The organism is Siccirubricoccus phaeus (assembly GCF_008360935.1).
GTDB classification, from domain to species: domain Bacteria; phylum Pseudomonadota; class Alphaproteobacteria; order Acetobacterales; family Acetobacteraceae; genus Siccirubricoccus; species Siccirubricoccus phaeus.
Genome location: NZ_SRXO01000005.1, coordinates 261,523 through 276,097 on the forward strand (window position 1 = coordinate 261,523; position 14,575 = coordinate 276,097).

12 protein-coding genes and 1 tRNA gene are annotated in these 14,575 nt (G+C 73.1%); 7 read left to right on the top strand and 6 right to left on the bottom strand.

All coding sequences use genetic code 11. The annotated features are described in order from the left end of the window. The first annotated feature begins 149 nt into the window (after window positions 1–149). Together E5N76_RS09585 and E5N76_RS09590 are read left to right on the top strand one after the other, a co-directional pair. On the top strand, window positions 150–1,139 hold the full coding sequence (locus E5N76_RS09585; protein WP_235907638.1) for a Bug family tripartite tricarboxylate transporter substrate binding protein: 990 nt from the start codon (window positions 150–152) through the stop codon (window positions 1,137–1,139). A 220-nt stretch (window positions 1,140–1,359) separates the two neighbouring features. Next, on the top strand, window positions 1,360–2,424 hold the full coding sequence (locus E5N76_RS09590; protein WP_235907639.1) for an SAM-dependent methyltransferase: 1,065 nt from the start codon (window positions 1,360–1,362) through the stop codon (window positions 2,422–2,424). A 177-nt stretch (window positions 2,425–2,601) separates the two neighbouring features. On the opposite strand, the gene E5N76_RS09595 is transcribed toward E5N76_RS09590, so the two are convergent. After that, window positions 2,602–3,351: an SGNH/GDSL hydrolase family protein gene (locus tag E5N76_RS09595; protein WP_149537068.1), complete on the bottom strand. Its 750-nt coding sequence runs from the start codon at window positions 3,349–3,351 to the stop codon at window positions 2,602–2,604. Window positions 3,352–3,540: 189 nt separating this feature from the next. Between E5N76_RS09595 and E5N76_RS09600 the strand changes: the two genes are divergently transcribed. From E5N76_RS09600 to glcF, 3 genes are all read left to right on the top strand, one after another. Next, window positions 3,541–4,770: an OpgC family protein gene (locus E5N76_RS09600; protein ID WP_149537069.1), complete on the top strand. Its 1,230-nt coding sequence runs from the start codon at window positions 3,541–3,543 to the stop codon at window positions 4,768–4,770. After that, window positions 4,767–5,531 (top strand): SGNH/GDSL hydrolase family protein, encoded by a 765-nt coding sequence (locus E5N76_RS09605; protein WP_149537070.1) that lies wholly within the window; start codon window positions 4,767–4,769, stop codon window positions 5,529–5,531. The genes E5N76_RS09600 and E5N76_RS09605 overlap by 4 nt, the downstream gene beginning before the upstream one ends. 194 nt (window positions 5,532–5,725) lie before the next feature. Then, window positions 5,726–7,060 (top strand): glycolate oxidase subunit GlcF, encoded by a 1,335-nt coding sequence (gene glcF / locus E5N76_RS09610; protein ID WP_149537071.1) that lies wholly within the window; start codon window positions 5,726–5,728, stop codon window positions 7,058–7,060. A gap of 197 nt (window positions 7,061–7,257) precedes the next feature. Here the strand turns inward: glcF and glmS are convergent, their stop codons facing one another. Further along, window positions 7,258–9,081, bottom strand: coding sequence for a glutamine--fructose-6-phosphate transaminase (isomerizing) (glmS, locus tag E5N76_RS09615; RefSeq protein WP_149537072.1), 1,824 nt, complete (start codon window positions 9,079–9,081; stop codon window positions 7,258–7,260). A 4-nt stretch (window positions 9,082–9,085) separates the two neighbouring features. Beyond that, on the bottom strand, window positions 9,086–10,444 hold the full coding sequence (gene glmU, locus E5N76_RS09620) for a bifunctional UDP-N-acetylglucosamine diphosphorylase/glucosamine-1-phosphate N-acetyltransferase GlmU (protein ID WP_149537073.1): 1,359 nt from the start codon (window positions 10,442–10,444) through the stop codon (window positions 9,086–9,088). 380 nt (window positions 10,445–10,824) lie between these two features. Between glmU and gph the strand changes: the two genes are divergently transcribed. After that, on the top strand, window positions 10,825–11,478 hold the full coding sequence (gene gph / locus E5N76_RS09625) for a phosphoglycolate phosphatase (protein WP_149537074.1): 654 nt from the start codon (window positions 10,825–10,827) through the stop codon (window positions 11,476–11,478). Here gph and E5N76_RS09630 read toward each other — a convergent pair. Continuing rightward, window positions 11,443–12,270, bottom strand: a complete 828-nt coding sequence (locus E5N76_RS09630; RefSeq protein WP_187830078.1) for a DUF3108 domain-containing protein — start codon at window positions 12,268–12,270, stop codon at window positions 11,443–11,445. The two genes, gph and E5N76_RS09630, sit on opposite strands and share 36 nt — an antisense overlap. A 218-nt stretch (window positions 12,271–12,488) precedes the next feature. Between E5N76_RS09630 and E5N76_RS09635 the strand changes: the two genes are divergently transcribed. Next, window positions 12,489–12,560, top strand: a tRNA-Val gene (locus E5N76_RS09635). A gap of 168 nt (window positions 12,561–12,728) precedes the next feature. Here the strand turns inward: E5N76_RS09635 and E5N76_RS29440 are convergent. Then, entirely contained in the window at window positions 12,729–12,869 is a 141-nt protein-coding gene (locus E5N76_RS29440; protein WP_187830079.1) for a hypothetical protein, read from the bottom strand. A 199-nt stretch (window positions 12,870–13,068) separates the two neighbouring features. Continuing rightward, a complete protein-coding gene (locus E5N76_RS09640) occupies window positions 13,069–14,484 on the bottom strand; it encodes a mannose-1-phosphate guanylyltransferase/mannose-6-phosphate isomerase (RefSeq protein ID WP_328593056.1) in 1,416 nt (471 codons plus the stop codon). Window positions 14,485–14,575 lie beyond the last annotated feature (91 nt).

Genomic DNA, 14,575 nt, shown 5'->3' on the forward strand with positions numbered 1-14,575 from the left:
CATGGCGGCCGCTCCGGCGGCGGTCCTTGAGCCGGGCTTCACCGCCCCGGGCGGGCCGGCGCTACGGGCGCGCCCGGGCGGCTCGCAAGCCGGCTTCCCGCCCGGGGCGGTGACGCGGCGCGGCAATTCCGGTTAGATGCCGGCGGCGAATGAAAGCGGGGCTGGGCGCGATGCTGGGACGGCGGGAGCTGGTGGCGGGGTTGGCGGGGCTGGCAGCGATGCCGGGGCCGGCGCGGGCGCAGGGCTTCCCGGACCGGCCGCTGCGCTGGGTCGTCGGCTACCCGCCGGGCGGCGCCAGCGACACCTTCGCCCGGCTGATCGGCGCGCATATCGCCACGCGGCTCGGCCAGAACGTGGTGGTGGAGAACCGCCCGGGCGGCGGCGCGGTGGTGGCCAGCGAGGCCGTCGCCCGCAGCACGCCGGATGGCTATACGCTGATGCATGTCGACAACGGCATCCTGACCTACAACCCGGCGCTCTACAGCCGGCTGCCCTATGACCCGGACCGCGATTTCCGCGGCGTGGGCTTCATCGGCCGCTTCCCGCTCTTCATCGTGGTGCGGCCGGACAGCCCGGTGAAGGATTTTGCCGAGTTCGTCGCCCAATCGAAGGCGCGGGCGCCGAATTACGGGACGCCGGCGGTGGCCTCGCCGCACCATCTGGCGATGGAGATGGTGAAGCGGCGCACCGGGCTGCAGGCGACGCATGTGCCCTATCGCGGCGGGCCGGCGGCGATGCAGGATTTGCTCTCCGGCAATGTGGACAGCGTGGTGATCGACTGCGCGACGGGCATTCCCTTCATCGCTTCGGGCCGGGTGAAGACGCTGTGCTGCTTCTCCGAGGCGCGGAGCCCGAAGGCGCCCGAGGTGCCGACGCTGCGGGAGCTGGGTTTCCCCACGGCCATCGCCTATGGCTGGCAGGGGATGAGCGTGCCGGCCGCCACGCCGGCGGCGGTGGTGGAGAAGCTGGCCGACGGGCTGCGCGCCGGCGTCGCGGCGGCTGACGTGCAGGTGCGGTTCCACGACCTCGGCATCGAGAGCGCGCCCTGGAGCCCGGCGGAGTTCCAGGAATTCGTGAAGCGCGAGAGCGCCGAATGGCGGCCGCTGATCCGCGAGCTGGGGATCCGGCTGGATAGCTGACCGGCCTGCTTTCCCCCCGCCTGGCGGGGAGGGTCGGGTTGGGGGTGGTGGTGGGGGTGCCGGCCGCCCTGATCGGCAAGCATCGGGCCGGGGGCCGCAGGTCGCGCGGGAAGCCACCCCCACCCCAACCCTCCCCCGCCAGCGGGGGAGGGGGCGGCATTCGCCCACCGACAGGGTGCGGGGGCAGCCGGCGGTTCGGGGGCGGAGCCCGTTCCGCCCGATGGACAGTTTGCCGCCGCCGCTGCACATCGCCTGGATGATCGCCCGCCTGCTCCGTCACCTCGCCCGCTGGCGACAGCGTCATCGCCGCCTGCCACTGCTGGGCGATACCCGCCTGCTCTGGGAGCGGGAGCATGAGCTGACCCGCTGGTCGGTGAAGGTGCTGGGGGCGGAGCTGGCGCAGCGGCACTACGCCGCCGGCCTCGCCGGTCCCGCCGCGCCGGTGCCGGAGGGGCCGAGCGAAGCGGGGCTCACCAGCCGCACCTGCCGCCAGGCGGATATCGAGGCGCCCTGGTTCCGCCATTGGTGCCGGGTGCTGGGCACGCCGCCGGTCTATCACCGCAAGCTGTGGGAGGATGGCTTCGTCCTGCAGGCGCTGTGGGAGGCGGGGATGCTCGCCCCCGGCCGCCGCGCTTTGGGCTTCGCGGTGGGGCGGGAGGCGTTGCCGGCGATCCTCGCCGCCCAGGGGGTGGAGGTGGTGGCCACCGACCTGGCCGGCGAGGATGCCCGCGCCCGCGACTGGATCGAGACCGGCCAGCATGGCAGCGCCGCCGCGGCGCTGTTCCGGCCGGAGCTGCTGGCGCGGGAGGAATTCGACCGGCTGGTGAGCTTCCGCCCGGCGGACATGGCCGCCATCCCGGCCGAGCTGCGCCAGGGCGGCTTCGACTGCCTGTGGTCGGTCTGCGCCCTGGAGCATCTCGGCAGCCTGGAGGCGGGGTGGCGCTTCGTGGAGCAGGCGATGGAATGCCTGAGGCCGGGCGGCATCGCGGTGCATACCACGGAGTTCAACCTGGACGGGCTGGGCGGCACCATCGGCCGCGGCGTGACGGTGCTGTACCAGCGGCGGCACGTCGAGGCGCTGGCGGCCCGGGTGGCGGCACATGGCCACACCCTGCTGCCGCTGGATGAGGGGCATGGCGCCGGGATGCTGGACCGCTTCGTGGATCTGGCGCCCTTCGGCGAGGCGAGCTCGCCGCTGGGCGTGGTGTTTCCGCCGCATCTCCGGCTTTCGGTGCGGGGCTTTCCGGTGACCTCGGCGGGGCTGATCTTGCGGGCGAGGGGGTGAGGGACAGGGGGCCTTTCGCCGCCCGGGGCCGCGGCCGCGCCCACCGCAACCGCGCCCACCGCAACCGCGCTGCCTGTTGTCCTGCGCGGCTTTGCCGCGGCAGGCCGTGCGAGACGCGGGGAGTCCAGCGATTCCGGGGCCCCCGCGGCGCCGCGCAGCGGCGGCGTGGGGAGATACCTAGCGCCCCGCGATCCGTGCCGGGCCGAGCGCCTCGGTCAGCGACCGCGCCAGGGCTTCCGCCAGGCAGGCATAGCCACGGTCATTGTGGTGCAGCCCGTCCGGGCCCAGCATCGCGTCACTCGGCGTCCCTGCCTCCGCCCAGGCGCGCATCAGCGTGGCGCGGGAGAAGAGCGGCACCTGGCTGTCCAGCGAAAGCTGGCCGAGCGCCGCATCGAAACGCTCCCAATTCGGCGCGGAGAGAATGCGTGGCGCCCGCTGGCTGTCCATCAGCACCAGCTCCGCTCCGCTGGCGCGGATGCGGGCGATGCCGAGCGCCATGGCGGCGCTGAACTGCTCCGGCGCCATGCCGCGCAGCACCGCATTCGCCCCGGCCTGCCAGATCACCAGGGTGGGGTGCGCCGCCAGCACGTCGCCCTCCAGCCGCGCCAGCATCTCGGCGACTTCCTGCCCGCCCTTGCCGCGGTTCAGCACCTGCACCTCATGGCCGGGGAAGGCGGCGCGCAGCCGGGCCTCGAGCTGGGCGGGATAGGCATGGGCCGGGTCGCTGGCCCCGGAGCCCTCGGTGGAGGAGGAACCGAAGGCCAGGATGGTGAGTTTCTTCCCCGCCGCCAGGGCGGCGTGTGCCTTCGGCAGGGCCAGGTACTGGTTCGGCGCGGCCGGGCAGGGCTGTGGCCAGCCTTCCTCGCCCCGGGCGGGGGCCAGGGCCAGCAGCCCGGCCAGGAGCATGGCAGCAAAAACGAGACGCATCCCGCCAAAATGGCGCGGCCGCCCGCGCTTGGCCAGCGCGAATCGGGCGCAGGCGTCCCCGCGCCGCCCGGGTCAGCCATGCGCCTGGCAACGCCCCGGGACGGTTGAAGGATTCATCATCGCGGCGAAAGGCGATCGGGGCTTGCATGCCGCCGCCCTCTCCCGCATCCATCGGCGCCGGAGGTGTCGATGCGGAGTCTCGTCCGCGGCGCGGAAAGCCCGGCCGCCCGCACCGGGCGCCGGCGCGACCTTAGGGTGGACCTGTTCCGCGGCCTCGCCCTGTCCTGCATCTTCATCGACCATGTGCCGGGCAATTGGCTCGGCCTCCTCACCCTCCGCAACATTGCGCTCTGCGACGCGACCGAGGCCTTCGTGCTGCTGGCCGGCTATGCCGCCGGCCTGGCCTACGGCTCGGAGCTGGACCGGCGCGGATTCACCTTCGCCGCCGCCTCCCTGGCGCGGCGGATCGGCACGCTCTACGTCGCGCATATCTTCCTCTTCGTCGTCTTCACCGCCCAGGTCGGCTATTCCGCCGCGGCGCTCGACACCACCGCCTATCTGGACGAGCTGCACCTCGACGTGTTCGCGGAGCAGCCCTACCTGGCGCTGCTGCAGGCGCTGCTGCTGCGCTTCCAGCCGGCCTTCCTCGACATCTTGCCGCTCTACATCGTGCTGCTGATGCTGCTGCTGCCGGCGCTGCCGCTGCTGCGGGTGCCGGGGCTGCTGCTGGGGCTCTCCGCCGGGCTGTACCTGGCGGTGCGGCTGGCGGATGTGAACCTGCCGAGCTGGACCGGCGGCGGCTGGTTCTTCAACCCGCTGGCCTGGCAATTCCTGTTCTTCATCGGCTGCGCCCTGGGCTATGTGCCGCGCCCGCCGGAGGGCCGGCCGGCCGGGCGGCTGGCGGTGCCCTTCCACCCGGCCCTGGCGGTGCTGGCCGGCCTGCTGCTGCTGCTCGGCGCCGCGGCCAGCCTCATCACCCAGGCCGAATCCGACACCACGGCGCTGCTGCTGCCGGAGCGGGTGGCGGAGCTGCTATCCGCCGTGGACAAGACCGGGCTGCACCCGCTGCGGCTGGTCTCGATCCTGGCGCTCACCTATCTCCTCGCCCATCTGGTGCCGATCGGCGCCGGCTGGGTGCGGAGCCGCGCGGCGCTGCCCTTCGTGCTGATGGGCCAGCACGGGCTGCCGGTGTTCTGCGTCGGCATCTTCCTCTCCTTCCTCGGCCGGCTGGCGCTGGAGCTTTCCGACCGCTGGCCGATGCAGCTTGCGGTGAACCTGGCCGGGCTGGCCCTGCTGGTGGGGGTAGGGGCGATCGGCGCCTGGTACCGGCTGCGGGAGGCGGCGACCCGGCCGCCGCCCGGCCAGGACGCTGCCGCCTTGCCCAGGGCTGCCGCCTCTCTTACCAATTCCGCGCCATGACCCGCCGGAGCTGGTCCCGCCTACTACTGCTGCTGTCGCTGTGCCTGCTGCCCCATGGGCTGGCGGCACAGGCGCCGGCCTGCGGCGCGCCGGCGGAGCTGCTGGAGCCCGGGGCACCGCTGCCCGCCGTGGCCCGCGCCGCCGCCGCCGGCGCGCTGCGGGTGCTGGTGGTGGGCTCCGCCTCGGTCCTCGGGCCCGGCACCAGCGGCCCCGCCGCCGCCTGGCCGGCCCGGCTGGAAGCCATGCTGGCGGCGCGCCGCCCCGGCCTGCGGCTGGAATTCGTGGTGCGCGGCCAGCGCGCCGCCACCGCCCAGGACAGCGCCGCCCTGCTGCGGGAGGAGCTGGCGAAGCACGGCTTCGACCTGGTGCTGTGGCAGACCGGCACGGTGGAGGCGGCGCGCGGGCTGGAGGTGGAGGAGATGGTCGAGACCCTGCATGCCGGCCTCGACAAGGTGAGGGCGGCGGGCGGCGATGCGGTGCTGATCGACCCGCAATTCTCCCGCTTCCTTCGTACCAATTCCAATGTGGATGCCTATCGCGAGGCGATCCGGCTGGTCGCCGCCGCCCATGCCGTGCCGCTGTTCCGCCGCTACGAGGTGATGCGCCATTGGGCGGATGCCGAGGAGGTGGATCTGGAGCGGGCGCCGCGGGAGGCGAAGGTGGCGACCGCCGACAAGCTGAATGATTGCCTGGCCAAGGCGCTGGTCCTGCTGCTGCGCCAGGCGGTGGCGGAGGCCAAGGCGACGCCCGCGTCGCGCTGACTTGATCCCCAGGACGTTGCGGCGCAACGCCGCGGGGGGCCGGTTTCCCCGGCCGAGCGGCGCCTCGCACAGCCTTCCGCGGCAAAGCCGCGGAAGGGCAACGGGAGGCGTGGGAGGCGACGGATGGCAGGCGCCCGGCGGCTGGCCTGGAAGGCGGGCCCGGCCTATACCGAGGGCTCGAACCGCGAGGCCGCATGCAGACGAGCTTCACCGCCGACCAGCTGAAGGACCCCGATACGCGGGAGAGCAACCAGATCCTGCGCACCTGCGTGCATTGCGGCTTCTGCACCGCCACCTGCCCCACCTTCGCCCTGCTGGGCGACGAGCTGGACAGCCCGCGCGGCCGCATCTACCTCATCAAGGACATGCTGGAGAGCGGCCGCCCCGCCACCGAGGAGGTGGTGCGGCATGTCGATCGCTGCCTCTCCTGCCTTTCCTGCATGACGACCTGCCCTTCGGGGGTGCACTACATGCACCTGGTCGACCATGCCCGGCACTATATCGAGGACACTTACCGCCGCCCCTGGCCGGAGCGGCTGCTGCGGCGGGTGCTGGCACGGGTGCTGCCGCATCCGGGGCGGTTCCGCCTGGCGCTGCTGGCGGCAAGGCTGGCGCGGCCCTTCGCCGGGCTGATCCCCGGCGGCTCGATGACGGCGCAACGGCTGCGGGCGATGCTGCGCCTGGCGCCGGCGCGGTTGCCGGCCGCCGATCCCGCCGCCGCGCCGCAGGTGCACAGGGCGGAGGGCGAGCGGCGCGGCCGCGTGGCGCTGCTGACCGGCTGCGCCCAGCAGGTGATCGCGCCGGAGATCAATGCCGCGACCATCCGGCTGCTGACGCGGATGGGGATCGAGGTGGTGGTGACGGCGGGGCAGGGCTGCTGCGGCGCGCTGAACCACCATATGGGCGACCACGACCCGGCCATGGCGCTGGCCCGCGCCAATATCGCAGCCTGGCATGCGGAGCTGGCAGGGGAGGGGCTGGATGCGGTGGTGGTGAACGCCTCCGGCTGCGGCACCACGGTGAAGGATTACGGCTTCATGTTCCGCGAGGAGCCGGCGCCCTGGAAAGAAAGGGCGGAGGCCATCTCGGCCATCGCGCTCGACATCTCCGAGCTGCTGGTGAAATTCGGCTATGCGCCGAAGCGGGAGGCGCCGGCGGGGCTGGCGGTGGCCTACCATGCCGCCTGCTCGCTGCAGCATGGGCAGAAGATCGTGGCGCCGCCGAAGCAGCTGCTGGCGCGGGCGGGCTTCAAGGTGAAGGAGCCGGCGGAGGGGCATCTCTGCTGCGGCAGCGCCGGCACCTACAACCTGCTGCAGCCGGAGATCGCCGGGCAGTTGCGGGAGCGGAAGCTGGGCAATTTGGCGCGCACCGGCGCCGACCTGATCGCGGCGGGGAATATCGGCTGCCTGACGCAATTGGCCGGCGACGCGCTGCCCGTGGCGCATACGGTGGAGCTGCTGGACTGGATGGCGGGCGGGCCGGAACCGGCGGCGGTGCAGGCGGCGCTGGCGAGGCGGCGGGCGGCGTGATCGAGGCGGACGCTGTCCCCCTCGAGCTCCCTCTGCCAAAGGCCGAAGGGCCTTTGGAAACCTTGAGTTTTGCGTCTCGACCGACGGGTCTGAAATTCGAGGGTTCAAAGGGCTCTTCGGCCCTTTGCGGGTAGGGGTTTGGGGAAGGGTCGCGCCGTGAGGCGCGCCTTACGGCGCGACGCCCTTCCCCAAGATGGTCACTCCACCGTCACGCTCTTCGCCAGGTTCCGCGGCTGGTCCACATCCGTGCCCTTCAGCACCGCGACGTGGTAGGCCAGCAACTGCACCGGAATGGCGTGCAGGATCGGCGTGGAGAACGCCCCCACGCGCGGCAGCGCGATCACCCGCTCGGCGAAGCGCGAGAGCGGCGCGACGCCATCCGGATCGGTGAAGGCCATGATCCGCCCGCCGCGCGCCGCCGCTTCCTGCAGGTTGCTCGCCGTCTTCTCGAACAACGGTCCCGTCGGGCACAGCGCGATCACCGGCACCTTGCTGTCGATCAGCGCGATCGGCCCGTGCTTCATCTCACCGGCGGCATAGCCCTCGGCATGGATGTAGCTGATCTCCTTCAGCTTCAGCGCGCCCTCCAGCGCGATGGGAAACAGCGAGCCGCGGCCGAGGAACAGCACGTCCCGCGCCTTCGCCACCTCCACCGCGAGCGCCTGGATCTCGGCATCCCGCGCCAGGATCTCCGCCGCATGGCTCGGCACTTCCAGCAGCGCCGCGGTCAGCTTCGCCTCATCCGAGGCCGAGACATGCCCGCGCGCCCGGCCGAAACCGATGGCGAGGCAGGCCATGACGGCCAATTGCGCGGTGAAGGCCTTGGTGGAGGCGACGCCGATCTCCGGCCCCGCGACGGTCAGCACCGCCGCATCGCTCTCCCGCGCCATCGAACTCTCCGGCACGTTCACCACGGCGAGCACGCGCTGCTTGCCTTCCTTCAGCAGCCGCAGCGCCGCCATGGTGTCCGCCGTCTCGCCGGATTGGGAGACGAGGATCGCCGCGCCCCCCGCCGGCAGCGGCGGGTTGCGGTAGCGGAATTCGCTGGCGACATCCGCATCCACCGGCAGCCGCGCCAGCTGCTCGATCCAGTAGCGCCCGACCATGCCGGCGAGGAAGGCGCTGCCGCAGGCGGAAATCGTCAGCCGCGGCACCTCGGCCGGGTCGAAGGGCAGGCGCGGCAGCCGCACCGCCTGGGTGCCGGGGTCCAGATACTGCCGCAGCGTGTCGCCCAGTACTGCCGGGTGCTCGTGCAGCTCCTTCTCCATGAAGTGGCGGTGATTGCCCTTGCCCACCGCGGCGCCGGAGACGGCGGTGATGACGATCTGCCGCTCCACCGGCGCATGCGACGCATCGTGGAAGCGCGCGCCCTCCTCGGTGATGGCGACCCAGTCGCCCTCCTCCAGATAGGCGATGCGCCGGGTCAGCGGGGCGAGCGCCAGCGCGTCCGAGCCGACGAACATCTCCCCCTCGCCGAACCCCACCGCCAGCGGCGCGCCCTGCCGCGCCGCCAGCAGCAGCTTCGGATGCCCGGCGAAGATGGCGGCCAGCGCGAAGGCGCCATGCACCCGCTGCAGCGCCGCGGCGAAGGCGGCCTGCGGCCCCTCGCCATGCGCCAGGTAGTCATCCACCAGGCGAACAAAAGTCTCGGTATCCGTCTCCGTCTCGAAGACGGCGCCCTTGGCTTCCAGCTCGGCGCGCAGCTCGGCATGGTTCTCGATGATGCCGTTATGCACCACGGAAACCCGATGCGTGCTGTGCGGGTGCGCGTTGCGCTCGGTGGGCGCGCCATGCGTCGCCCAGCGGGTATGGCCGATGCCGGTGGTGCCGCAGAGCGGCGCGCGTTCCAGCGCCGCGGCCAGGTTGCCCAGCTTGCCCTCGGCCCGCCGCCGCTCGATGCGGCCATCCACCAGGGTGGCGATGCCGGCGCTGTCATAGCCGCGGTATTCCAGCCGCCGCAGCGCCTCCAGCAGCAGCGGCGCCGCCGGAGCCTTGCCGATCACCCCGACGATGCCGCACATCCGCTCAGCTCTCCTTGTTGTGCACCGGCCGCACCAGGCCGTCCGCCGCCTTCCCCGCCTCCGGCCGCTTCCCGCGGAAGCCGCGCCCCGGCTTCACCGCTTGCCTTCCGCGGGCGATCGCCATCGCATCCGCCGGCACGTCCTCCGTGATGACGCTGCCGGCCGCCACCAGGGCACGGTCGCCCACCTTCACCGGCGCCACCAGCGCGGTGTCGCTGCCGATGAAGGCGCCGGCGCCGATTTCCGTCCGATGCTTGTTAACGCCGTCATAATTGCAGGTGATGGTCCCGGCGCCGATATTCGATCCGGCCCCGATGGTTGCGTCGCCAAGATAGCTCAGATGGTTCGCCTTCGCACCGTCGCCGAGCAGCGCCGCCTTCAACTCCACGAAATTGCCGACATGCGCGGCGGCGCCGATCTCCGTCCCCGGCCGCAGCCGGGCGAAGGGGCCGATGATGGCGCCGCGCCGCACCAGGCAGCCCTCGAGATGCGAGAAGGCGCGGATCTCGACGCCATCCTCCACCGTCACCCCGGGGCCGAAGACGACGTTCGGCCCGACGGTCACGTCCTGGCCCAGCCTGGTATCCCAGGCGAGGAAGACGGTCTCCGGCGCCAGCAGGGTCGCGCCGCCGGCCATGGCGGCCTCGCGCAGCCGCTGCTGCACCGTGGCTTCCAGCACCGCCAGCTCGGCCCGGCTGTTGACGCCGGCGAGGTCGGCCTCGGCCGCCTCCTCCGCCACCACGCTCTGGCCTTCGGCCACCGCCAGGCCGACGATGTCCGTCAGGTAGTATTCCCCCTTGGCATTGTGCGGCCGCACCTCCCGCAGCCAGCGGAACAGCGAGGCAGCCTCGGCGCAGACCACGCCGGCATTGCAGAGGGCGATGCCGCGCTCCGCCTCCGTCGCATCCGCCCATTCCACCACCCGCGCCACCTCGCCGGCCGGGTTCAGCACCACGCGGCCATAGCGGCCGGGATCGGCCGGGCGCATGGCCAGCAGCGCCAGCCCGGCCTCCGCCCGCCGGTCCAGCAGGCGGCGGATCGTGGCGGGCGGGATCAGCGGATTGTCGGCATAGAGCACCGCGGCGTCGCCCGGGAAATCGGCGAGCAGCGGGGCCGCCTGCAGCGCCGCATGGCCGGTGCCGAGCCGCTCCGCCTGCACCACCGTGGCATGCGGCCGCGCCGCCTTCTCCAGCGCCGGCATGTCCGGCCCCACCACCACCACGATGCGGTCGAAGACCTGCTCGCAACTGGCGATGAGATGGCCGAGCATCGGCCGCCCGGCCACCGGGTGCAGGGCCTTCGGGACGGCGCTCCGCATGCGCGTGCCGAGACCGGCGGCGAGGATGATGGCGGCGGCAGGCATCTTGTCTCTCCGATAGGCGGTCGCGGGCGGGGCCGGCAAGGATTGCCCGGTCAAGATGGATTGCCGCATGTGACGGGACGGCGCGGCGGAGGCAAGCGATCTCTCCGCGATACGCCGTGGCCCTGGGTTGGGCCGGGGCGTTGCCGCCATCGGGGCGTGCCGGGGCGGCGGCCACGGGTCGCGCCTGGGCGATGCGGGCACGGGTCGCGTCCGGACGGTGCGGCCAGCGATCATCCCCGCGCATCGCGCCATCGGCCGCGCCCCGGACGATGTGGCCACCGGTCGCGCCCGGGCAGCATGTCCGGGCGCGGCGCCTGGCCATGGGGCCCGCAGCGCGCTGCCGCATTGCGTCCGCCGCCCGGCCGGGCGAGGCTGGCGCCATGCCGCCCCTCGCCGTCTTCGACCTCGATGGCACGCTGGTCGACAGCGCGCCCGACATCCACGCCGCGCTGGACCGGCTGATGGCCCGACTCGGCCGCCCCGGCTTCACCCGGGCGGAGGTCACGCGGATGATCGGCGATGGGGTCCGCGTCCTGGTCCAGCGCGCCACCGCCGCCCGCGGCCTGGCCTTCGAGGAATCCGCGCTCGCCGCCTTCACCGCGGACTACACCGCCCATGCCGCGGCGGAAACGCGCCCTTTTCCCGGCATTCCCGCGGCGCTGGCGGCGCTGGCGACTGCCGGCTGGCGCTTCGCCCTCTGCACCAACAAGCCGGTGGCGGCGACCGAGGCGCTGCTCGCCGCCCTCCGCCTGCCGGCCCGCTTCGCCGCCATCGGCGGCGGCGACAGCTTTCCCACGCGCAAGCCGGATCCGGCCCATTTGCTGGCGACCATCGCCGCCGCCGGCGCCACGCCGGCCCAGGCGGTGATGATCGGCGACCACCGCAACGACGTCGCCGCGGCCCGGGGCGCCGGCCTGCCCGCCATCTTCGCCGCCTGGGGCTATGGCCTGCCGGAGATGGCCGAGGGCGCCGCCGCCATCGCCGCAACCCCCGCCGCGCTACCTTCGCTGCTGGGGGAATTCCGCCAGCTCTGAGGCGAGGAGCTGGGGCGGCGGCGTCTCCACCCCCAGCAGCCGCGCGCGCACGCTGCCGAACCAGCGGGAGGGGAGGTCCACCGCCACCGGCAAGGGCGGCCGGCCCTGGCCGAGATCGGCCATCCAGGCCGTGGCCGGCTGCGGCCGCTGCGCTTCCTCCGGGTCCTGGTCGGTCCGGCGGCCAGCGATCAGCTTCGCTTCCAGCCCGCAGCGCAGCGCCTGGCCCCGCCAGCCGGCTCCTTCCGGGATCGGCGCCGGCCCTTCCGTCCGGGCGGTGTAGTCGGCGCGCCGCCGGCCGTCATAGACATGGGCGGTGGCGTCGCAGCGCCCGGTGGCGGCCACGGTGCGGGCCAGCAGGGCGAGGGCGGAGAGCGCGTCCATCGTGCCCCGGCGCAGCGAGTCCGGCACCGCCTCCCGCTCGCCTGTCTCCGCCGGCACCAGCGCCTGCAGGCGCGGCATGCCGGCCTGCGTCCAGTCGATCGCCACCTGGCGCGGGCCGCCCTGCCACATCCCGGCCACCCGGTAGGACTCCGGGTGTGGCACCACGCCCTGCCAGGCGCCGGTCGCCAGCGTCACCTGGTCGCTGGTGGAGAACAGGGCGGCGACGCCGACGGTGCGGATGCGGGTGCGCACCCAGTAGCGCGGCCCGTCCAGCTCCAGCAGCGCCTCCACCTCCATCACCGGCAGGCCGGCCGCCCTGACCTCGTAGCGGGCGAGCAGCGGCGCCGCCTGGGCCGGCATGGCGCCAAGCATCGCAAGGCAGAGCAGGGATGGCCGCAGGCATCTCCGCATGCGGCGATGATAGGGGAGGGGCATGCTGCGCCGCAAAGGGCAATCCGCCACCGGCACGTTCTCGGCCATCATCGCCAGGCCTGCAGCCTGAACATCGGCCCCCGGGGCCTGTGTCAATCCCACGCCACGGCATGGCGGAGCCGCGCGAGCCCGGCCGGCTCCCTATGGCCCCATGATGTTGACTGCCGAGGGCGAACCCCCTAGGAAGCCCTGACCTCGGGCGCGTAGCTCAGCGGGAGAGCATCGCCTTCACACGGCGGGGGTCGTAGGTTCAATCCCTACCGCGCCCATTCCCCGGGGTTCCCATTCCTGTTGAGAATGTGCCGGCCGTCGCGTGATGCGGGGGGCCTGGCGCGGGGCAGGTGTGGCGGTTGGTTTGGGCTGGGGCGTGCCGGGTGGGTTGTGGCCGCCGTGGCGGCTGCCGCCGACGGTGGTGCAGCCGCCCGCGGCGAAGGCGGTCAGCGCAGCGGGTCGTAAGGCTGCACCTGATTTTCCCCGCCTTGCCGCGCCGCGCTCTCACTCCCCGGCGGACGCCCGGCCTCGGAGAAGTGCACGACGCCGCCGGCAAGCGAGGCCAGCAGCCCGAGCAGCAGGACCATGACCACAATGACGCCGGTTCGGGCTCGGGGGGACATGATCCACACGTTTTACGCGTACCGCTCGTGGTTGAACAACCTTCGCGCGAGAGTAGCCGAAACGTCCCTCCACGTCCCGTTAATACTCTGTGAGTAGGCTCCCCGGCCGCCGCCGGGCCGGCCAGCCCGGAGAAAGGCCGGCCCCCAGCGGCGGCGGCCCGGTTCAGCTCCGGCCGTAAGTGTCCTCCAGCCGCACGATGTCGTCCTCGCCCAGATAGGCGCCGACCTGCACCTCGATCAGGGTCAGCGGGATCATGCCAGGGTTTTCCAGCCGGTGGACGCAGCCCAGCGGCAGGTAGACGCTCTCATTCTCCCGCAGCAGGATCTCCTCGCCATCCCGGTGCACCACGGCGGTGCCGTTCACCACGACCCAGTGCTCCGCCCGGTGGAAGTGTTTCTGCAGGGAAAGCTTCTGCCCCGGCCGAACTTGAATTTTCTTCACCTGGAAGCGCTCGCCCTGGATCAGCCCCTCGTAATGGCCCCAGGGGCGGTACACCCGGCGGTGCTGCGTCGCCTCCGGCCGCCCGGCCGCGCGCAGCCGGTCCACCAGCAGCTTCACGTCCTGGGCGCGACTGCGGGGCATCACCAGCACCGCATCCTCGGTGGTCACCACCACCATGTCGGTCAGCCCGACCACGCCGGTGAGGATCCCCTCGGAGCGCACATAGCAGCCCCGGCTGTCCACCAGCTCCACCGGCCCCTGGGCGTGATTGCCCGCCTCGTCCCGCGGCGCCGCCTCCCACAGCGAGGCCCAGCTCCCGAGATCCGACCAGCCGATCGCGGCGGGCACCACCGCCGCCCGCGCGGTCTTCTCCATCACCGCATAGTCGATGGAAATCGCCGGCGCCGCCCTGAAGGCCTCCGCCCCCAGCCGGACGAAGTCGAGGTCCCGCTTCGCCCCTTCCAGCGCCCCGGCCACCGCCCGCACCACCTCGGGCGCGAAGCGCTCCAGCTCCGCCAGCAGGGTCGCGGCGGTGGCGACGAACATGCCGGAATTCCAGAGATGCCGGCCGCCGACGAGGAAATCCGCCGCCTTCGCCGCATCCGGCTTCTCGACGAAGCGGGCGACGGCCAGCACCCCCGGCGCCTCGCCCAGCTCCGCCCCGGCCTCGATATAGCCATAGCCGGTCTCGGGCGCCGTCGGCCGCATGCCGAAGGTGACGATGTGCCCGGCCTTGGCTGCCACCACCGCGCGGTCCAGCGCCGCATGCAGCGCCGGCACGTCGGCGATGGCGGCATCGGCCGCCATCAGCCACAGCACGCTCTCCGGATCCTCCTGCCGCAGCAGCAGCGCCGCCGCGGCGATGGCGGGGGCGCTGTTCCGGCCCACCGGCTCCAGCAGGATGCGTGGCGTGGCCGCCTTGGTGGCGCGGAGCTGCTCCGCCACCAGGAAGCGGTGCGCCTCGTTGCACACCACGACGGGCGGCGCGAAGCCGGGGCCCACGGCGCGCTCGGCGGTCTCCTGCAGCATGGTGCGGTCGGAGACCAGCGGCCAGAATTGCTTCGGATAGCTCTCCCGCGACAGGGGCCAGAGCCGCGTGCCGGTGCCGCCGGAAAGGATGACAGGAACGATCGCCACCAGAACTGCCCCTCCGCGGGCAGCGCCGTGCCGGCCCGGACCCCGCCCGGCCGGCGCGGCCCCGGAAAAAACAGGGGTGCCGGGCGGGGGC